The 18,925-nt window shown below is 68.6% G+C and carries 16 protein-coding genes; 12 read left to right on the top strand and 4 right to left on the bottom strand.

Annotation, left to right across the window (positions count from 1 at the left end; translation table 11 throughout):
• Positions 1-69: 69 nt before the first annotated feature.
• The 4 genes from ASF71_RS05385 to araB form a co-directional block, all read right to left on the bottom strand.
• The gene (locus tag ASF71_RS05385) at positions 70-1,107 is read right to left on the bottom strand and encodes a LacI family DNA-binding transcriptional regulator (protein ID WP_082505573.1); all 1,038 of its coding nucleotides are present in this window, start codon (positions 1,105-1,107) and stop codon (positions 70-72) included.
• A 136-nt stretch (positions 1,108-1,243) separates the two neighbouring features.
• A complete protein-coding gene (gene araA / locus ASF71_RS05380) occupies positions 1,244-2,767 on the bottom strand; it encodes an L-arabinose isomerase (RefSeq protein ID WP_200939662.1) in 1,524 nt (507 codons plus the stop codon).
• Positions 2,764-3,471 (bottom strand): L-ribulose-5-phosphate 4-epimerase, encoded by a 708-nt coding sequence (locus ASF71_RS05375; protein WP_056296201.1) that lies wholly within the window; start codon positions 3,469-3,471, stop codon positions 2,764-2,766. The genes araA and ASF71_RS05375 overlap by 4 nt, the downstream gene beginning before the upstream one ends.
• Positions 3,468-5,195 (bottom strand): ribulokinase, encoded by a 1,728-nt coding sequence (gene araB, locus ASF71_RS05370; RefSeq protein ID WP_056296197.1) that lies wholly within the window; start codon positions 5,193-5,195, stop codon positions 3,468-3,470. Before araB ends, ASF71_RS05375 begins: the two co-directional genes overlap by 4 nt.
• 546 nt (positions 5,196-5,741) lie before the next feature.
• Between araB and ASF71_RS05365 the strand changes: the two genes are divergently transcribed.
• The 12 genes from ASF71_RS05365 (at position 5,742) to ASF71_RS05310 (ending at position 18,877) form a co-directional block, all read left to right on the top strand.
• The gene (locus ASF71_RS05365) at positions 5,742-6,710 is read left to right on the top strand and encodes an ABC transporter substrate-binding protein (RefSeq protein WP_056296195.1); all 969 of its coding nucleotides are present in this window, start codon (positions 5,742-5,744) and stop codon (positions 6,708-6,710) included.
• 139 nt (positions 6,711-6,849) lie between these two features.
• Positions 6,850-8,430, top strand: coding sequence for a sugar ABC transporter ATP-binding protein (locus ASF71_RS05360; RefSeq protein WP_056296192.1), 1,581 nt, complete (start codon positions 6,850-6,852; stop codon positions 8,428-8,430).
• The gene (locus ASF71_RS05355; protein WP_056296189.1) at positions 8,411-9,385 is read left to right on the top strand and encodes an ABC transporter permease; all 975 of its coding nucleotides are present in this window, start codon (positions 8,411-8,413) and stop codon (positions 9,383-9,385) included. Before ASF71_RS05360 ends, ASF71_RS05355 begins: the two co-directional genes overlap by 20 nt.
• On the top strand, positions 9,382-10,377 hold the full coding sequence (locus ASF71_RS05350) for an ABC transporter permease (protein WP_082505571.1): 996 nt from the start codon (positions 9,382-9,384) through the stop codon (positions 10,375-10,377). The genes ASF71_RS05355 and ASF71_RS05350 overlap by 4 nt, the downstream gene beginning before the upstream one ends.
• A 361-nt stretch (positions 10,378-10,738) precedes the next feature.
• Positions 10,739-11,275, top strand: a complete 537-nt coding sequence (locus ASF71_RS05345) for a helix-turn-helix domain-containing protein (RefSeq protein WP_056296186.1) — start codon at positions 10,739-10,741, stop codon at positions 11,273-11,275.
• A gap of 34 nt (positions 11,276-11,309) precedes the next feature.
• Complete coding sequence (locus ASF71_RS05340; RefSeq protein ID WP_056296184.1) at positions 11,310-11,708, top strand: cupin domain-containing protein; 399 nt, start codon at positions 11,310-11,312, stop codon at positions 11,706-11,708.
• Between the two features lie 59 nt (positions 11,709-11,767).
• Positions 11,768-13,384 (top strand): ABC transporter substrate-binding protein, encoded by a 1,617-nt coding sequence (locus tag ASF71_RS05335; protein ID WP_200939661.1) that lies wholly within the window; start codon positions 11,768-11,770, stop codon positions 13,382-13,384.
• 43 nt (positions 13,385-13,427) lie between these two features.
• Positions 13,428-14,456: an ABC transporter permease gene (locus ASF71_RS05330; protein WP_369814960.1), complete on the top strand. Its 1,029-nt coding sequence runs from the start codon at positions 13,428-13,430 to the stop codon at positions 14,454-14,456.
• Entirely contained in the window at positions 14,453-15,322 is an 870-nt protein-coding gene (locus ASF71_RS05325) for an ABC transporter permease (protein WP_056296179.1), read from the top strand. Before ASF71_RS05330 ends, ASF71_RS05325 begins: the two co-directional genes overlap by 4 nt.
• A 146-nt stretch (positions 15,323-15,468) precedes the next feature.
• Entirely contained in the window at positions 15,469-16,971 is a 1,503-nt protein-coding gene (locus tag ASF71_RS05320) for a sensor domain-containing diguanylate cyclase (RefSeq protein WP_056296176.1), read from the top strand.
• Between the two features lie 284 nt (positions 16,972-17,255).
• Positions 17,256-18,017, top strand: a complete 762-nt coding sequence (locus tag ASF71_RS05315; protein ID WP_056296173.1) for a ParA family protein — start codon at positions 17,256-17,258, stop codon at positions 18,015-18,017.
• Positions 18,014-18,877 (top strand): ParB/RepB/Spo0J family partition protein, encoded by an 864-nt coding sequence (locus ASF71_RS05310; RefSeq protein WP_056296170.1) that lies wholly within the window; start codon positions 18,014-18,016, stop codon positions 18,875-18,877. Before ASF71_RS05315 ends, ASF71_RS05310 begins: the two co-directional genes overlap by 4 nt.
• Positions 18,878-18,925 lie beyond the last annotated feature (48 nt).

Genomic DNA, 18,925 nt, shown 5'->3' with positions numbered 1-18,925 from the left:
CCCGCAAGTGTTCAGCCCCGGCCCGATCTCGTGTCGGGCAGGACGCTTCCTAGGTACGATGAAGGGCCATCACCGGGACCAGCCCGGTTCCTCCTCACCCAGCCGCCGCGTGCTGCTCCGCAACACGAACTGCGGCTGAAAGATGACGTGCCGGCTGCGGCTGGCCGGCTCGGCGATGCGCCGCAGCAGCTCTTCGAGGCTCTTGCGGCCCAGCAGACCGAAATCCTGGGCCACGGTGGTCAGGGGCGGCTCAAAATACGCCGCCTCGGGAATGTCGTCGAAGCCCACCACCGATACGTCGCCCGGCACGCTCCGCCCCGCCGCGCGCAGGGCGGCGACCGCTCCCAGGGCCATCTGGTCGTTGCCGACCGTCAGGGCCGTGAAGGAGACACCCGAGTCCAGCGCCCGCTGCGCCGCCGCAAACCCGCTCGCCGGGCTCCAGTCGCCCTCGAAGCGCGGCAGCGGCGCGAGGCCGTGGCTCTCCATGGTCTGCACGTAGCCCTGGTAGCGCAGTTCGGCGTCGCTCCACTCCTTCGGGCCGCTGATGTGCAGGATGGCCCGGTGGCCCAGCCCGATCAGGTGCTCGACGGCGAGGGCCGCGCCCCCCGCCTGGTCGATGCTGACGGTGGTGCCGTCCACTTCCTCGGTGGCGTCCACCACGATGAACGGCACCTGGGTGCCCAGCCGGCGCACGACCCCGTGCGCGTGGTGGGGCGCGAGCAGGACCAGGCCGTCCACCCCGAACTGGCCGAGCCGGGCGACGGCCTCGAGCATGGCCGCCTCCTCGAATTCGCGCAGGGTGACGAGCAGCACCTCGTAGCTGTGGGTGCGGGCGCTGCGCTGCACGTTCTGGACGAACTGGGACGGGCCGTACTGCTCGGTGCCGTAGGCCACGACGCCCAGCAGCATCGAGCGCCGCGTCGAGAGGCTCTTGGCGAGCAGGCTGGGGCGGTAGCCGAGCTGGGCGATGGCTTCCTGCACCCGCGCGCGCGTCGTGTCGGCCACGCTGGGATGGTTGTTGACGACCCGCGAGACGGTCTGATACGACACCCCGGACTGCCGGGCGACGTCATGGATGGTCACGGCCGCCGCTTCGTCCCTACGCATGGAACGCTGCCGGTAGGGAGGAGCTTGACCAGACCATGCCGCCACTGTATCAGTCGCCTGCGCCGGCTCCGGTGTCACCGGGGGGGGCAGCGGACCGGACTGGCGCGCGGCCCTCACAGCGCGTCCGGGGGCCGGGTCACACCCGGAGTCCCTGGGACAGGACGTAGTACAGGTCGTTCAGGCGCAGTTCCTCGCGGAAGGGGCGCAGGCGGGTGTCTGCGTCGATCACGGCCAGTTCCACGTTCGCCATCGCCGCGAAGTCCTCGATGTGTTCGGTGGTCAGCGCCGTGGAGTAGCCGGTGTGGTGGGCGCCCCCAGCATAGATCCACGCGGCGCAGGCGGTCTTGAAGTCGGGGCGGCACTCCCACACGACGCGCGCCACGGGCAACTCGGGCAGGTCGGGATGCTCCACCGAATCCACCTCGTTCACGATGAGGCGGAAACGGCTGCCCAGGTCAATGAGCGACACGTTGATCGCCGCGCCCGTCTCGCCGTCGAAGACCAGCCGCACCGGGTCGGCCTTGCCGCCGATGCCCAGCGGATGCACTTCCAGCCTGGGCTTTTCGGCGGCGATGGTGGGGCAGATTTCAAGCATGTGCGACCCCAGAACCTGATGCCTGCCGGGTTCCAGGTGATAGGTGTAGTCCTCCATGAAGCTCGTGCCGCCCTCCAGGCCGTGCGCCATCACCTTCATGGCGCGGACCAGGGCCGCCGTCTTCCAGTCGCCCTCGCCGCCGAAGCCGTAACCCTCAGCCATCAGGCGCTGGGTGGCGAGGCCGGGAAGCTGCTTCAGGCCGTGCAGGTCCTCGAAGGTGTCGGTAAAGCCCTTGTAGCCGCCCTCTTGCAGGAAGGCGCGCATTCCGGCCTCGATGCGGGCGCCGTCGCGCAGGGACCCGTGCCGCTCGCCGCCGGGGCGCAGTTCGGCGGCCACGTCATACTCGGCCAGATAGGTCTGGATCAGGGCGTCCACCTCGGCGTCCGTCACGGCGTCCACGCGGGCCACGAGATCCCCCACGCCGTGCGTGTTCACGCTGAAGCCGAAGCGGGTCTCGGCAGCCACCTTGTCGCCTTCGGTCACGGCCACCTGGCGCATGTTGTCGCCAAAACGCACGAACTTCGCGCCCTGGAGGTCGCTCCAGGCCCAGGCTGCCCGTGCCCACGTGCCCAGTCGGGCCTGCACCTCGGGGTCGCTCCAGTGGCCTACCACGACCTTGCGCTCCAGCCGCAGCCGGGTATGCAGGAAGCCCGCCTCGCGGTCGCCGTGCGCGGCCTGGTGCAGGTTCATGTAATCCATGTCGATGCTGTCCCAGGGCAGGTCGCGGGCGTACTGGGTGTGCAGGTGCACGAAGGGCCTCCGCAGCTGGCTCAGGCCCCCGATCCACATCTTGGCGGGGCTGAAGGTGTGCATCCACAGGATCAGGCCCGCACATTCGGGGTCGGCGTTGGCCTCCAGGCACAGGCGCCGGATGTCATCGGGAGTGGTCAGCACGCCCTTGGAGACGATGGGCAGCGGGGACGCGCCGCTGGCGTCCAGGCCCGCGCCGACCTCCTGCGCGTTGCGGGCCACCTGTTCGAGCGTTTCGGGGCCGTAGAGGTGCTGCGAACCGCAGACGAACCAGAGGGCGGGGGTGGCCAGTTGGGTGGGGGCAGGGTGTGTCAAGAGACGACTTCTCCTTCTTTGGGTGCCGGGGCGGCTTTCTGGCCGTAGACATTGGTGTAGCGGTCGTAGAGTTTGTCGATGTCAGCCGGGTGCAGCGGCTGTGGGTGGCCCAACTGGGTCGCCAGGAAGGCGGTACGGGCCACGTCCTCGCACATCACGGCGGCTTTCAGCGCGGCGCGCGGCGTCCTGCCGACCGTGAACACGCCGTGGTTCTGCAGGATGATCGCCGGGCTGCGGTGCCCGCGCAGCACCCGCACCACCTCGCGCCCGATCTCCTCGCCGCCGATGAGCGCGAAGCCGCCGCAGGGAATCGGTCCGCCGAACTCGTCGGCCATCGCGGTCAGGAAGCACGGGATATCACGCGCGTTGGCGGCCCAGGCGGTCGCGTAGGGACTGTGCGTGTGCACGATCCCGCCCACCTCGGGCAGCTCGCGGTAGATGTAGGCGTGGGTGGCGGTGTCACTGCTGGGACTGAGGTCGCCGTAGAGAACCTGCGCGTCCAGATCAGTCTGGACGAGGTGTTCGGGACGCAGATCGTCGAAGGTGATCCCCGACGGCTTGATGAGCATTCCGCCGTCCACGCGGGCGCTGATGTTGCCGCTCGTCCAGGTGACCAGGCCGTTCCGGGGCAGTTCGAGGTGCAGGGCGTGCAGTTCGGCGCGGAGACCGGCCAGATGAGCCAGCTCGGGATGCAGGGAACTCATGCCAGCACCCCGGCGTCGGTCGCCTCGGCGGGGGTAGCGTCGCCGACCGGCGCCGCGCCGCGCCGCAGCCGCCCGAGCGTCTTCATGGTGGAGAACAGCGGCCCGTTCGCGCGCCCGAAGGCGTCATGCAGGCGCACGTACTCGGCATACAGGGCGTCGTAGGCGGCGCGGGTGGCGGGGTCCGGCGTATACGCCGCCTTCTTCACGCGGGCGAGGTGTGCGGCCGCCGCCCCGATATCGGGGTAGACGCCCGCCGCCACCGCCGCGTGCATGGCGCTGCCCAGGGCCGGGGCCTGCGCAGTGTCGGCCACGCTGACCGGGAGGTCAAGCACGTCAGCGTAGAGCTGCATCAGGAAGGCGTTTTTTACGAGGCCCCCCGCCGCGATGAACTCGGTTACGGGGACCCCCGCCGCCGCGAAGTTCTCCACGATGACGCGGGTGCCGAACGCCGTGGCCTCCAGCAGCGCGCGGTAGATCTCCTCGGGACGGGTGTGCAGGTGCAGCCCCATGATCAGGCCGGTCAGGTCGGCGTCCACGAGCACGCTGCGGTTGCCGCCCAGCCAGTCGAGCGCCAGCAGGCCGCTCTCGCCGGGACGCAGCCGGGCAGCCAGGAGACTGAGATGCATGTGTAGGTCCCGTCCCGCCGCGTCGGCGTCACGTTTCGTGGCGGCGGGCACGGCCGTGTTCACGAACCACGCGAAGATGTCGCCCACGCCGCTCTGGCCCGCCTCGTAACCGTACTGGCCGGGCAGGATGCCGCTCTCTACCACCCCGCACATGCCGGGCACGTCGCGCAGTCCCTCGCCGGTCATGACGTGGCAGGTGCTCGTGCCCATGATGGCCACGAGCTGCCCGGCCCTCACCGCTCCGACGGCGGGCGCGGTGACATGCGCGTCTACATTCGCAGCGGCGACGGCGATGCCGGGCAGCAGGCCGGTCAGTTCGGCCCCCGCCGCGCTCAGGCCGCCCACGCGCTCGCCCAGCGCGGCCAGCGGCCCACGCAACTTGTCGGCAAAGTCGGCAAAGGCCGGATTGACCGACGCGAAATACTCGCGCGACGGGTAGGCTCCGTCCTGGTACGCCGCCTTGTACCCGGCGGTGCAGACGTTGCGCGTCTCGCGGCCCGACAATTGCCAGATCACCCAGTCGGCCGCCTCGATGAAGCGGTCGGCGGCCGCGTAGGCCTCTGGGTCCTCCTCAAGCAGGTGCAGCCCCTTGGCAAGCGCCCATTCGCTGCTCAGGAGGCCGCCGTAGCGGGTCAGCCAGCCCTCGCCGCGCTCACGGGCGGCGGCGTTGAGGCGGTCGGCCTGCGGCTGCGCGGCGTGATGCTTCCAGAGCTTCACGTAGGCGTGCGGGCGCCCCTCCCAGCCGGGCAGAAAGCACAGCGGCGTGCCATCGGCGCGGGTGGGCAGCACGGTGCAGGCCGTGAAGTCGATCCCGATCCCGACGACCTGTTCGGGACGCACCCCCGCCTGCCGCAGCGTGGCGGGAACGGTGTGCCGCAGCACGTCGAGGTAGTCCTGCGGGTGTTGCAAGGCCCACTCGGGCGGCAGCGCCGGGCCGCCGGGCAGTTCACGGCTCATGACGCCGTGCGGGTAGTCCAGCACGCTGCTGGCGACCTCCACGCCGTCGCTGAGCCGCAGGAGCAGGGCCCGGCCCGACAGGCTGCCGAAATCCACCCCCACGGTGTACTGCTCTGCTTGACCAGCTGTCGGTTCGATCATGCCTATCTCCTTTCTCCTGTCTCACGGCGTGGCCGCACCGGACCGTCTGGGACGGTGCGCCGACCCGGAACGTCCTTCGTCTTCGATTTGGTTTCAAGCTTTTGTGAACGGTCACAGCGTAGGAGCTCTCTCCGGTGCCTGTCAAGCCGGGAGCACTCTCCATCCCGGCGCGGCACTGGGCTGGTCGCAGGGGGCGGGCCCAGCCGGCGGACTGAACCCCCGCTTGGAGAAAGACCCCTCCAGCTGGATTTTCTACGCTCAGTTCAACCTTTGCGGGAAATTATCGGCGTCGGGGCTGGGGCTGGAACCCTCCTCCCAAGACGGGTATGCCGACTCTGCCCTTCCTCCGCCTGTCCAAAGCTGGGGGACTTGACGGCGAGTCCAGTGAGATTTAGTCTGTGATCGTTCACAAAACCAGAGGCACATCCTGTGCCGAGCCCTATAGTCGGACGACCAGTCCCAACGTTTCCGAAGTGTCCCGGCGGTTCCGCAGGTGTCTGCCGCGCTGTCCTTTCCGACGCAGTTTCCCTATTCAGGAGGAAGACCATGAAGACCCGCACCGTTTTGCTGTCCGCCGCCGCCCTGACCCTCGCCGTCGCCGCCGCCCAGACCGGCGGGCTGCCCAAACTGGCCGTCAAGCCCACCTACCGCGTGTGTTTCAACCAGTCGGAGATGGACAACCCCTGGCGCCTGGCCCAGACCAAGAGCATGCAGGACGAGGCCAAGCGGCTCGGCTGGACCCTGATCTTCACCAACGCCAACGGGTCGGCCGCCAAGCAGGCCAGCGACGTGAGATCGTGCATCGCTCAGCGCGTGGACGCCATCTTCCTGACGCCGCGTGAGGAAAAGCCCCTGACCCCGGTCGTGCTGGAGGCCAAGCGCGCGGGCATTCCACTGTTCGTCATCGACCGGAACGTGGACGACTCGGTGGTCAAGGCGGGCACCGACTACGTGACCTTCATCGGCTCGGACTTCTACGCCGAGGGCAAGCGCGCCGCCGAATGGCTCGTCAAGAAGACCGGCGGCAAGGCCAAGGTCATCGAACTGCTCGGTTCGACCGGCAGCAGCCCGGCCATCGACCGCGAAAAGGGCTTCCACGACGTGATCTCCAAGGTTCCCGGCATCCAGGTGATCGCCGCGCAGACCGGGAACTTCACCCGTGACGAGGGCCGCAAGGTGATGGAGGCGCTCATCCAGGCGCACCCCGAGGCGACAGCCGTCTACGCCCACAACGACGAGATGGCCCTGGGCGCGATCACGGCGCTGGAAGCTGCGGGCCGCAAGCCCGGCAAGGACATCACCCTGGTGAGTATCGACGGCCAGAAGTCGGCGCTCGAAGCCATCATCGTCGGGAAGCTCGGCGCGACGGTCGAGTGCAACCCGCGTTTCGGGGTCAAGGCCTTCCAGACCCTGAAAGATTACGCGGCCGGCAAGAAGATCGCCGGGCGCCTTATCAACGACGACCGCTTCTTCGACGCCAGCAACGCCAAGGCCATGCTCAACAGCGCCTTCTGAGCAACCGGCACCGAGGCTTTCTGCGGGGCGGGTGGGTCTGCGGGCCTCCTCCGCCCCTTTTCGGTGGTCCGCCTTCGACCGGTGTCTCCTTCCGTCCGGCCCCTAGAGATCGGCCGACGCGCACAGACGGTGACGTTCCATGACCCAGACCAGCGCCGCCCCTCCCTCTCCCGCCTCTTCTCCTCCGCTGCTGCACATGAGCGGGATCGACAAGGCCTTCGCCGGGGTCCACGCCTTGCGCGGCGCGGAACTGCGCGTCATGCCCGGCGAGGTCCATGCCCTCATCGGCCAGAACGGTGCGGGCAAGTCCACACTCCTCAAGGTCCTGACCGGGGTGTATCGCCGCGACGCCGGCAGCGTGCAGTTTGCGGGCACGGAGGTCGCCTTCGGCTCGACCCTCCAGGCCCAGCGCGCGGGCATCGCCACCATCTACCAGGAAGTGAATCTCGTGCGGCTCCAGACGGTTGCGGAAAACGTGATGCTGGGACACGAGCCCCGTCGCTTCGGACTGATCGACCACCGCGCCATGCGGCGCCGCGCGGCCGAGGTCCTGGGCAGCATGGGAATCGACCTCGACGTGACCAGGCCGCTGGAAAGCTACAGCCTGGCCCTGCAACAGATGGTCGCCATCGCCCGCGCCCTGGCCCTCGATGCCCGGCTCGTCGTGATGGACGAACCCACCAGCAGCCTCGACGACCGCGAGGTCGAGACGCTGTTCGGCGTGATCCGGGGCCTCCAGGCGCGCGGCGTGGCCGTGATCTTCGTGTCGCACCGCCTCGACGAGCTGTACGCCGCGTGCAGCCACATCACAGTGATGCGCGACGGGCGCACCGTCCACCAGGGGCCCCTTGCCGAGCTCAGCCGCCTGCAACTCGTCTCGGTGATGCTCGGACGCGGCGAACAGGAACTCGCCCGCGAGGGCCAGACCGGGTTCGAGCGCACGGCGTCGGCCGGCGAGACGCTGCTGGAGGTCTCGGGCCTGCGCCGCCCGCCCACGCTGCGCGGCGTGGACCTCTCGGTGCGCCGGGGCGAGGTCATGGGGCTGACCGGGCTGCTGGGGTCGGGCCGCAGCGAGACGGCGCGCGCCCTGTTCGCGGCTGAGCCGGCGACGGGCGACGTGACCCTGGGGGGCCGCCGCGTGGCCTGGAAGGCCCCCGCCCAGGCCATCCGGGCGGGCCTGGCGTTCTGCGGCGAGGACCGCAAGCACGACGGCATCGTGCCCGAGTGGTCGGTACGCGAGAACCTGACGCTGGCGCTGCTGCCTCAGCTCACCCGCGCGGGCGTCGTGGACCAGGCCGCCCAGACGCGGGTCGTGGACGAGTTCATCCGGCGCCTGAAGGTCCGCTGCTCGTCGCCCGATCAGCCCATCCGCGAGCTGTCGGGCGGCAACCAGCAAAAAGTCCTGCTGGCCCGGTGGCTATGCACCTCACCCGACCTCCTGATTCTCGACGAGCCGACGCGCGGCATCGACGTGGGCGCCAAGGCCGAGATCCAGAAGCTCATCAGCGAACTGGCGGCCGGCGGGCTGGGGGTACTGATGATCTCGTCGGACCCCGAGGAACTGCTCGAGGGCTGCCACCGCGTCACGGTCCTGCGCGACGGCGCGTCGGTGACGACCCTGGACCAGAGCGAACTGAGCGAGGACGCGCTTCTCGCCGCGATGGCGCACGGCCCGCACACCGGCCCCGCTGGAGGCACCCATGACCACCACCCTGCGTGAGAGCGCCCGCCCACGCCCCACCTTCTCGCTCCAGCGGTCTTCGGCCCTCATCGCGCTGCTGGCCCTGATCCTGTTCAACGTGGCGACCACACCCAACTTCCTGAGCCTCGCCACCCTGAACATCAACCTCACCCAGACGGCGACCATCGTGATCGTCGGCATCGGCATGACCTTCGTGATCGCCACGCGCGGCATTGACCTCTCGGTGGGCTCCCTCATGGCGATCAGCGGCGCCATCGCTCCGCTGCTGTTCCTGAGCCCGGCGCTGGGGCCAGGGCTGGGCACGGCGCTGGCCTTCGTGCTGCCGGTGCTGGCGACGGCGGCGCTGGGGGCCTTCAACGGCCTGCTCGTCACGCGCTTCGCCGTGCAGCCCATCATCGCCACCCTGGTGCTGTTCATCGCCGGGCGCGGCGTCGCGCAGGTCATCAGCGGCGGCGCCCTCGTCAACTTCACGCAGCCGAGTTTCGGGGCGCTGGGCACCGCGCGCTTTCTGGGCATCGGGGTGCAGGTGTACCTCATGCTGGCGCTGCTGCTGCTCGCGGCCTGGGTGCTGCGCCGCACGCTGTTCGGGCGCCAGGTCGTAGCGGTCGGCGGCAACCCTGAGGCTGCCCGGCTCGCCGGAGTGCCGGTGGACCGAACGCGGGTGCTCGTCTACACCCTGTCGGGCACGCTAGCGGGGCTGGCGGGCCTCATCGTCATCGCCATCAACTCCAGCTCGGACAGCAACCTGGTCGGTCAGAACATGGAACTCGACGCCATCGCGGCCGTGGCGGTGGGCGGCACGGCCCTGAACGGAGGGCGCGTGACCATGCTCGGCACGCTGCTGGGGGCACTGTTCATCCAGCTGCTGCGCTACACCCTGCTCGTCAAGGGCGTGCCGGATTCTGTCGCCCTCATCGTCAAGGCCGCCGTGATCGTCGTGGCGGTAGCCCTACAGTACCGGAGGCGCGCATGACCACCGTCCAGCCTTCTCCTTCCTCCCGGGCGGCGGCCCGCCCGAACGTCCTGGCCTTCCTGAAAGGTCGGGGGGCGCTGTGGGCACTGCTGCTGCTCGTGGTGTTCGCGTCTCTACGCTACGACGGTTTCCTGAGTGCCTACAACGCCAGCAGTTTCTTCCGTTACAACGCCATGTTCCTGCTCATCGGCATCGGCATGACCTTCGTGATCGTCACGGGCGGCATCGACCTCTCGGTGGGCAGCGTGGCAGCCATGAGCAGCGTGCTGGCCGCGCTCGCCAGTCCACACGGGGCCGTGGCGGGGCTCCTCGCCGGGCTGGCGGGCGGGCTGGCCGTCGGCCTCCTGAACGGCGTCCTGATCTCGCGGCTGAGGATCGAGCCGTTCATCATCACGCTCGGCACCTTTCTGGGGGCACGGGGAGTCGCGCAGCTCGCCTCGGGGCAGGCGGCGGTCTCGGTGGATTCGGGCAGTTCCTTCGCCTTTCTGGGCCAGGGGGACCTGCTGGGCGTACCGATGCCGATGGTCTTTCTGCTCGTGGCCCTGGCGCTCGGCGGCGTGCTGCTCAATTCCACCCGCTTTGGCCGCAGCGCCCTGGGCGTGGGCGACAACGAGGACGCCGCCCGCCTGATGGGCCTGAAGGTGGACGCCGTGAAGGTAGGTGTCTACGCCCTGTCGGGCCTGCTCGCGGGGCTGGCGGGCGTGATCCTGGCCGCGCAGTTCGGGGCCGGGCAGCCGGTCGAGGGCGTGGGCTGGGAGTTGACCGCCATCGCCGGGGTCGTGGTAGGCGGCACCCTGCTGAGCGGCGGGCGTGGTTCGCTGTTCAATACGATGGTGGGCGTGACACTGCTGGGACTGGTGTTCAACATCCTGAACTTCGAGAACGGCAAGGGTGTCATCAGCATTGACGTGTTCTGGCAGAACGTCATCCGCGGGGTCTTCCTGCTCGTGGTCGTGCTGCTTCAGGCGAGGTCGGCGCGCCGAACCCCCTGAGAGCGCACAGGAAACGGCCGGATCTTGACGATCCGGCCGTTTCCTGTATCCCAACTACACCCAACCGGGGCGCCTGAGTAGTTCGGCAGCACTCTAGATAACTTTCGTAGCATCAAACTTTGTTTGATACCGTTTAACCCAGTTCCACACAACGCCACTTCGCGCATCGTCAGTCCTCTTACGAAGATTCCCTCTCGGAGTTCATTTCTCTTTGCTTCCCTGGGCAGCTCCGGGCGTCCGACCCGGACCGCGCCGACTGGTGTTCTCTTCTCTCTCCTCATCCGTCCCGAATCGGCTGGAGGGCTTTCCTGTATCTGGCTTTCCGGCCACCTTGCGCCCCACCTGTTTCCAGGAGCCGCCGATGAGTGTAGGAGCCAAAATCCGCTCGCGCCGACGGCTGCTGGGCCTGACCCTCGAAGAAGTCGCCCGCGCGGCCGATCTCTCCAAGCCGTTCCTGTCGCAGGTCGAGCGCGACAAGGCTTCGCCGTCGCTGACCTCCCTGACGCGGATCGCCGGGGCGCTTCAGGTCTCGACGCCGTATTTCGTGGCCCCGCCCGTCCCGGAAGGGGCCGTACAGCGGGCCGGAGAACAGCTCTACTTCTCGGTCGGTGACGCGCGTAAGCAGTTCGCCTCCCTGACCGGCCGCGTGCCCGACCGCGCCCTCGAGGTCCTGCTGACCCGCCTCGCGCCCGGCATGGTCTCGGAGATGACCACCCATGCCGGCGAGGAATTCTTCTACGTGCTGGAGGGCAGCCTGCACCTGGGAATCGAGGACCGCGAGTTCGACCTGCATCCCGGCGACAGCGTGCACTACCAGTCCACCACTCCCCATCTCTGGGAAAACCGGGGCGGCCGCGACACCGTGCTGCTCTGGGTCGGTACCCCCACCCTGTTCTGAATGAAGCGCGGCTCCGAGAAGGCGCGAGGTGACCATGCACACACGGCAAGTCGGTTTCGGCACCCAGGCAGGTCCCATCGGGCTCGTGTTCGAGCATCTGGCCAATGCGGAGAACAGCGCGGGCAGCACGCTGGTCGGCACCGCGCGGATGCGGCGCGGGCAGCAGGTCCCCCTGGCGGGCGAGTCCACGCACCCCGCCGACGAATATTCGTATGTCCTGAGCGGGCAGGTCGAGATCGAGATCGGCGGTCAGGTCCATCTCGCCGGCCCCGGTACCTTCATGCTCATCCCAGCCGGCGAGGGTCACGTCACGCGCGCCGTGGAGGACGCCGAGGTGCTGTGGTGGTGGGTCGGGAGACCCCAGGACTTCGCGGACCTGAAAGCCGCCTACCCCGCCGAGGCGGCCCAGATGGCCGCAGGGTCTCTCCCCTGACCCTGAACGTCCCCGCAGACTCCCTTGCCCTGAACCGCCCTTGTTCCGAAGGAGATCCCATGACCCTGACCTCGGCTTTTCCCCAGTTGAACCGGACGCTACTGTCCCGGACCCTGCTGACCAGAACTCTGATGTGCACGGCGCTGCTGGGCGCAGGGCTCGCCGGAGCGCAGCGCCAGAACACGCTGGTGGTCGGCGGCGACTTCAGCGACCTCATTACGCTCGACCCCGGCGTGGCCTACGAATTCTCGGGAACGCTGATCCTGGGCAACATTTACGACACGCTCGTGGCCTACGAGGGCAACAACCTCAAGACCCTGCGCCCCCGACTGGCGAGCAGTTGGACCGTGACGCCCACGAGCACGGGTTCGCGCATCACCTTCAAGCTGCGCGACGCCAAGTTCAGCACCGGGCGCCCCGTGACGGCGGCCGACGTGGTGTACTCGCTCGAACGGGTGATCACCCTCAAGACGCCGTCGAGCTTCCTGCTCACCGACGTAGCCAACCTGAAGGCCGGCTCCGTGACGGCCCCCGACGCCAAAACGGTCGTGATGGAGATTCCCAAGACCGCCAACCCCAACATCGTCCTGGCGCTGCTCACCTTCAACGTGGGGGGCATCGTGGACAGCACCGAGGCGAAGGCGCATGTTCAGAACGGGGATTACGGCAGCGCGTGGCTCAAAAACCACTCGGCGGGCAGCGGCCCCTTCAAGCTCAACCGCTGGGACCAGAGTGCGCAGATCGCTCTGGACGCCAATCCCAACGCCTTCCGGCGTTCGCCCACCATCAAACGCGTGATCCTGCGCTACATGCAGGAATCGGCCGCGCAGCAGACCGCGCTCAATTCGGGCGAGATCGACGTGGCCTGGGATTACACCCCCGACGCCTTCAAGGCCGCGCAGACGAACGCCAACCTCAAGGCGCTCAAGACCGATACCTTCACTCTGGCGTACCTGGGCATGAACTCGGCCAAGGGCTCGGCCTTTGAAGACCCGCGCGTCCGGCAGGCAGTGCGTTACGCCATCGACCAGGACGGCATCATCAAGAGCCTGCTGCAGGGGCTGGCGCGCAAGACCCAGACCATCATCCCGCTGGGCATGGCGGGGTCCAACCCGCAGATCAGCTACCCCTACGACCCTGCCAAGGCCAAGGCCCTGCTGCGCGCCGCCGGCAAACCGGACGGGTTCTCCGTGGACATGCAGATCGGCACCGGCGCCTGCCCCGGCGGCGTGCCCTGCCAGGACCTCGCCGCCAAGCTCCAGTCGGACCTCGCCAAGGTGGGCATCAAGGTCAACATCCGCCAGAGCGTGACCTCCGAACTGCTCACCGCCTACCGCGCCCAGAAGACCAGCATGATCCTGATGTACTGGGGGCCGGACTACCCCGACGCCGACGGCAACGGCACGCCCCTGAGCGACTACGGCGCCAAGTCGCTGGCGTGGCGCAACGCCTGGAACAACCCCCAGGCCAGCCAGCTCGCGCAGGCGGCGGCGACCGAGACCAACCAGGCCAAGCGGCTCAACCTCTACGCCCAGCTCACCAAGCTGATGGTCGACGACGGCCCCTACGCGGTGCTGTACCAGCCCAACAAGCCGGTCGTGACGGGCAAGAGCATCACCGGTTTCGTGCGCGACGCCAACGGCAACGTGCAGTTCGAGCGCGTCAGCAAGAAGTGAAGTTTTCGGCCGGACAGGGGGCGCGAGTCTCCCCTGCCGGCCGATTCCGTCTGGAGGTGGCCGTCTGCTCGTCTATATCCTGAAACGCTTGGGCCTGATGATCTTCGTGCTGTGGGGCGTCACGCTCACGGCCTTTCTGATCTCGCACACGCTGCCCGCCGACCCGGCCGCCGCCGTCATGGGCAACAACGCCCGTGAGGAACAGCTCGCAGAATTCCGCAGCCGCTACGGCCTCGACCAGCCGCTGCCCGTGCAGTACAGCCTGTACATGAAGGGGCTGCTGCAGGGCGACCTGGGTACCTCGCTGCGCACCCAGAACAGCATCACCGCCGACCTGCGCCAATTCTTTCCGGCGACCCTGGAGATCACACTGGTGGCGGTGGTCTTCGCGCTTCTTATCGGGCTACCGCTGGGGATCGTCGCAGCGCTGTGGCACGGGCGCTGGCCGGACCTCACGGCACGCATCTTCTCGCTGCTGGGTGGGGCCACGCCGGTGTACTGGCTGGCGATCCTGGCCCTGACCCTCTTTCACGAAAAACTCGGCTGGTTGCCGGGGCCGGGCCGCCTGGACTCGTACAGCCTGCCGCCGCCCGTACACACCGGGCTGGTGACGGTGGACGCCCTGCTGGCCGGCGACCGCGAGGTGTTCGTAGACGCCCTGCGGCACATGATCCTGCCGGGACTGGTGCTGGGCGCCTATTCGGCGGCGCTGCTGACCCGCATGACCCGCAGCGCCCTGCTGGAAGTGCTGTCGCAGGACTACATCCGCACGGCGCGGGCCAAGGGCATGAAGCGCAGCCGCGTGATCGCCAAGCACGCCCTGCGCAACGCGGCCCTGCCCCTGCTCACGGTCTTCGGCGGCCTGTTCGGCGGCCTGCTGACCGGCGCAGTCCTCACTGAGACTATCTTTTCGTGGCCGGGCATTGGCGGCTACGCCACGACCTCGGCCATCAGCCTCGACTTTCCGGCCGTGATGGGCGTTACGCTCGTCGCCGGACTGGCCTACTCGGTCGTCAATCTGCTCGTGGATCTCGCCTACGCCTTTTTTGACCCGAGGATCAGCTACCAGTGACGGCCGTCAAGTGGAAAAGCGGCGCTCAGGCCGCCGCCTGGAGCACAGCGTGGCGGCGGCTGCGGCGCAACAACGGCGCGGTTCTGGGTCTGGCCCTCCTCACCTTCCTGGTGGTGTGCGCCGTGTTCGGGCCGCTGCTGACCGGCGGAGCCGCCACCCAGGACCTCGCCGCGCGCCTGAGCGGACCCAGCACGGCCCACCCACTGGGCACCGACCAGCTCGGCCGCGACGTGCTGGCCCGCGTGCTGAGCGGCGCGCGCATCTCGCTGGGCCTTGGCGTAGGCGTCATGCTCGCCTCTCTGGTGAGCGGCACCCTCGTCGGTCTCATCGCCGGGCTGCGCGGCGGGTGGTGGGACGAGGCCATCATGCGCGTGACCGACGTTTTTCTGGCCTTCCCCAGCCTGATCCTGGCGATGGCGATTTCGGCAGCCCTGGGACCAAACCTAACCAACGTCATGATCGCGGTGGCGCTCGTGTCCTGGCCGACCTATGCCCGCCTGGTGCGCGCCCAGGTGCTGGCCCTGCGCGAGCGCGAGTTCGTCGAGGCGGCGCGGGCACTGGGCGGCACGCCGGGCCGCATCGCCCTGCGCCACCTGCTGCCCAATACCCTGACGCCACTGCTGGTCCAGGGCAGTTTCGACGTGGGCAGCGCGATCCTCACCGCGGCCGGCCTGGGCTTCATCGGCTTTGGGGCACAGCCGCCCACGCCGGAGTGGGGAGCGATGGTTTCCGAGACACGCAACTACATCTCACAGGCGCCGCTGGCCTCCAGCGCGCCCGCCCTCGCCATCCTGCTGACCGTGCTGGCCTTCAATCTCATCGGCGACGGCCTACGCGACGTGTTCGACCCCCGGCAGCAGCACTAGCTGAGGAGGAAGAGGCTGCTGCCGGAGGGGAACTGCATATACGCTACGCAGTTCCCCTCCGAACTTCTGAAGAGCCAGATGACTGGCTGTCTCCCCTACCGGGCCACCGCCGGAGTTCACACAGGAACCGGCGTTAAGGTAGGGGCATGAGGACCGCCCCGCTGCCCTCCGACGAAGCCGCTCGCCTCCTGGATCTGGCCCGCTACGACATCCTGGATACGCCGGCCGAGGAAGCCTTCGACCGAATCACCCGCCTCGCCTCGCGGCTGCTGGAGGTGCCGATCGCCGTCCTCAACTTCGTCGATCAGGAACGGCACTGGGGCAAGGCCACCACCGGAATCCCGGAGTATGAACTGCCACGGGCCGACTCGCCCTGTGCCTGGACCATCCTGCAGGACACGCCGCTGCTGGTCCCGGACCTGAGGCTCGACGGGCGATTCCAAGACCTGCCCGCCACGCAGGACGGGTGCCGCATGTACGCGGGTGCCCCGCTGAGTACCCCGCGCGGCCTGCACATCGGCACCCTGTGCGTCGTGGACCTCACCCCCCGGACCCTGAGCGAAACCGATCTGCGGGTCCTCCAGGATCTAGCCGACATGGCGATGAGCGAGCTGGAACTGCGCCGCCATACCGAGGAGCTCAGGCGTCAGGTGGATGCCCAGGCGAGGCATATGGCCGAGTTGCAACGGGAGCTGGCCCACGCCCAGACCCTGGAGGCCATCACGGCCTTCGGAGAGCTGAGCGGCGCCCCGGAGGACATCACCCTTCAGGCGGCCGAACTGCTGGGGCAGGCCATCTCTGCCGACTGGACCGGTCTCCTGAGCATCCGGAACGGCCGCAAGCAGGTCCGCCTGGTTCACTGCCGCACCGGGCTTCCAGCCAGTCTGGACCACCTCGCCGAGACCATTGCCCAGGGCCCGCGCAGCGTGACGGCCACCAGCGTCTCCCACCGGTACAGCGTGTATGTCGACCGCTATTCCGAGCACCCCGACGCCCTGCCCGGCGCGGTGCAGTCGGGTGTGCAGGCGGGCGCCTGGATTCCCCTGGGGGAGTGGGAGGGCGCCGCCGCTACCCTGATCGTCCTGCGGGTAGGCGAGACCCTGCGCCGGTCCCCCTGGCGAGAGAGCGACCGGGCACTGCTGGAGGCGGCGGGCCGCAGCATTCGCTCGGTCATCGGGCGGCACGAAACGCTGGAGGCCGCCACGCTGGCCTCGCGGCAGGACGCCCTGACCGGCGTGGGCAACCGCCGCGCTCTGGAAGAGGCCCTGGGCGCGCTGGAACCCGGTGTCCCCCTGACCCTGGCCTTGATGGACCTCGACGGGTTCAAAGCCCTGAACGACCGCGCTGGCCACGCCGAGGGCGACCGGGCGCTGCGGCTGTTCGCCAGTGCTCTGGCCGGAGAATTCGCTCCGCAGGGGCAGGTCTACCGCCTGGGAGGGGACGAATTCGTACTTGTCCTGCATGGTGTCTATTCCAGTGACACGCTCCAGCACTGGGCGGATCAGGTCGGGCAGGCGGTCAGCCAGGACCTCTCCTTTCCGCTCGGGGTCAGTGTGGGAACCGCGACCACCGGCGAGGGGGACTGGTCCGGTTTATTGACCCTGGCCGACACCCGCATGTACGACGTGAAGCGCCGGCGCAAAGCCTGACGAGGCCTGTATAGGGTCGTAGGAAGGTCGGGATCAGGGTTACACGGGTCTCCGAGTCCTGACCCTCCACACCCGTAGAAACTTGCGGAGGCGTCCGTCGAGGGCAGAGAGGAGAGAGGCTACCCCTTCACCCTGATCTCCACACGCCGTGAGAAGGTTGGCGAAGAGGTGCCTATGAGGCCCGCTGTCCCGTCGCGTCTGACAGACCCGGATCCACCAACAGAGAAGCGGGCAGAATCCGGCCAGTCTTACAGGTAAGACCGGGAGCAGGGTATGGTGGTTCCATGCAGATAGCGACGGTGTTCAACCATGCCGGTGGGGCCGGAAAAACCAGCATCGTACGTGACGTGGGCTACGAGCTGGCGCAGTCCGGGCGCCGCGTTCTGCTCGTCGATCTGGACCCGCAGGCCAGCCTAACGCACTGGCTCGGTGTGCAGGACGCGCACCTGGAAGACACGGTCTACCCGGTCGCCGTCGAGGGCCTGGAACTTCCCCAGCCCCGCCGGGTCCACGGACTGGACCTTGTGCCTTCGCACATCAGCCTGTCTATGGCCGAAGCCCAGATCAGCGGCCAGATCGGGGCGGTCCTGACTCTGCGCCGGGCCCTGCTGGCCGTGCGCGACCAGTATGACGTTGCCCTGCTCGACAGCCCTCCCAGCCTCGGGCAGCTCGCGGCTCTGGGCGCCCTCGCGGCCGACGCACTCATCGTGCCGGTCCTGACCAACCAAAAAGGTCTGGACGCCCTGCCCGGCCTCCAGGGCGCGTTGGCCCTGTACCACCGCCTGCGGCCCGAACTGCGGATCGCGCTGTACATCCCGACCATGTACGAGGGCCGGCGCGCGCACGACCGCGAGGTACTGGCGGAACTGCGGCGGCATCTGCCGGTCCTCGCCGAACCTGTTCCGCTGCGCGGAGCGACGTGGCTGGACAGCAGTACGGCCGGGCAACCGGTAGGGCTGTATGCTCCCGGTTCGCCGGTTCACCGCGACGTGCAGGCCATGACCCGTGCAGTCACCGCTGCCCTCGACCTCGGGGTCCCTGCATGAGCCGCAGCCGTCCCACCCGTCCGGATCTGGGCGAGTTGCTGGGCGAGTCGGCCGCACTCCTGCGGCCGTCTGGAGCAGGTCAGACCCTGCGGGTGGCCGAGCTGCGGCCCGGCCTGAGCCAGCCCCGGCGCAGTTTCGACGAGGCTGGGCTGGCAGCCCTGGCCCAGAGCATTCGCAGCGAGGGCGTATTGCAACCGCTACTTGTGCGCGCTGTCCCGGGCGGCCACGAGATCGTGGCGGGCGAGCGGCGCTGGCGAGCCGCTCAGCTCGCCGGATTGGACGAGGTGCCCGTAATCGTCCGGACCCTAACCGACCAGCAGGCCAGAGTGGCGGCGCTGCTGGAAAATCTCCAGCGCGAGAACCTCAATCTCATTGACGAGGTGGACGGCAAGCTCGACCTGGCAGCGGCGGCCCTGGGGCTCGGCCGCGAAGAGGCGCGGGCCCGGCTTGTCCGGCTGACGAAGGAGCCGCCCGGCGACGAGGCGGCAGCGCTCGACGCGCTGTTCGCGCCGCTGGGGGAGACGTGGTCCTCGTTCGCCAAGAACAAGCTTAGGGTCCTGGCCTGGCCGCCTGCCGTGGTTGGAGCACTGCGCTCCGGCCTGCGCCTTACCCTCGCCTCAGTGATCGTCGGGGCGCCCGAGGAGCATCACGCAGCCCTGATCGCATTGGCTGGGGGGGGGGCGTCGCGTTCCGAACTTCAGGCCGAGGTCCTGCGTCTCGGCCAACGCCCGGAGACCTCTGCCGCTGGCGACGTAGCCCGCAAATTGTCCAGCCGGCGCTTTCTCGCCTCGCTCGGCGCGGACGACCGGCGGGCTGTGGACCGGTGGCTCGCGCGGATGCCAGAAGTTCTGAAGAATTGAGTCGTGGGGAAGCCCCACGGAGGGTCGAACCAGGTGCGGTGGGTTACG

It is taken from the genome of Deinococcus sp. Leaf326, assembly GCF_001424185.1.
Taxonomy (GTDB): Bacteria; Deinococcota; Deinococci; order Deinococcales; family Deinococcaceae; genus Deinococcus.
This window is presented reverse-complemented; position numbering and strand designations above follow the sequence as displayed.

What these genes read in the sequence shown, in the direction of transcription:
- ASF71_RS05385 (WP_082505573.1), bottom strand. Translation starts at nt 1,107, where the DNA reads ATGCGTAGGGACGAAGCGGCGGCCGTGACCATCCATGACGTCGCCCGG.
- ASF71_RS05375 (WP_056296201.1), bottom strand. Translation starts at nt 3,471, where the DNA reads ATGAGTTCCCTGCATCCCGAGCTGGCTCATCTGGCCGGTCTCCGCGCC.
- araB (WP_056296197.1), bottom strand. Translation starts at nt 5,195, where the DNA reads ATGATCGAACCGACAGCTGGTCAAGCAGAGCAGTACACCGTGGGGGTG.
- ASF71_RS05365 (WP_056296195.1), top strand. Translation starts at nt 5,742, where the DNA reads ATGAAGACCCGCACCGTTTTGCTGTCCGCCGCCGCCCTGACCCTCGCC.
- ASF71_RS05360 (WP_056296192.1), top strand. Translation starts at nt 6,850, where the DNA reads ATGACCCAGACCAGCGCCGCCCCTCCCTCTCCCGCCTCTTCTCCTCCG.
- ASF71_RS05355 (WP_056296189.1), top strand. Translation starts at nt 8,411, where the DNA reads ATGACCACCACCCTGCGTGAGAGCGCCCGCCCACGCCCCACCTTCTCG.
- ASF71_RS05350 (WP_082505571.1), top strand. Translation starts at nt 9,382, where the DNA reads ATGACCACCGTCCAGCCTTCTCCTTCCTCCCGGGCGGCGGCCCGCCCG.
- ASF71_RS05345 (WP_056296186.1), top strand. Translation starts at nt 10,739, where the DNA reads ATGAGTGTAGGAGCCAAAATCCGCTCGCGCCGACGGCTGCTGGGCCTG.
- ASF71_RS05340 (WP_056296184.1), top strand. Translation starts at nt 11,310, where the DNA reads ATGCACACACGGCAAGTCGGTTTCGGCACCCAGGCAGGTCCCATCGGG.
- ASF71_RS05335 (WP_200939661.1), top strand. Translation starts at nt 11,768, where the DNA reads ATGACCCTGACCTCGGCTTTTCCCCAGTTGAACCGGACGCTACTGTCC.
- ASF71_RS05320 (WP_056296176.1), top strand. Translation starts at nt 15,469, where the DNA reads ATGAGGACCGCCCCGCTGCCCTCCGACGAAGCCGCTCGCCTCCTGGAT.
- ASF71_RS05315 (WP_056296173.1), top strand. Translation starts at nt 17,256, where the DNA reads ATGCAGATAGCGACGGTGTTCAACCATGCCGGTGGGGCCGGAAAAACC.
- ASF71_RS05310 (WP_056296170.1), top strand. Translation starts at nt 18,014, where the DNA reads ATGAGCCGCAGCCGTCCCACCCGTCCGGATCTGGGCGAGTTGCTGGGC.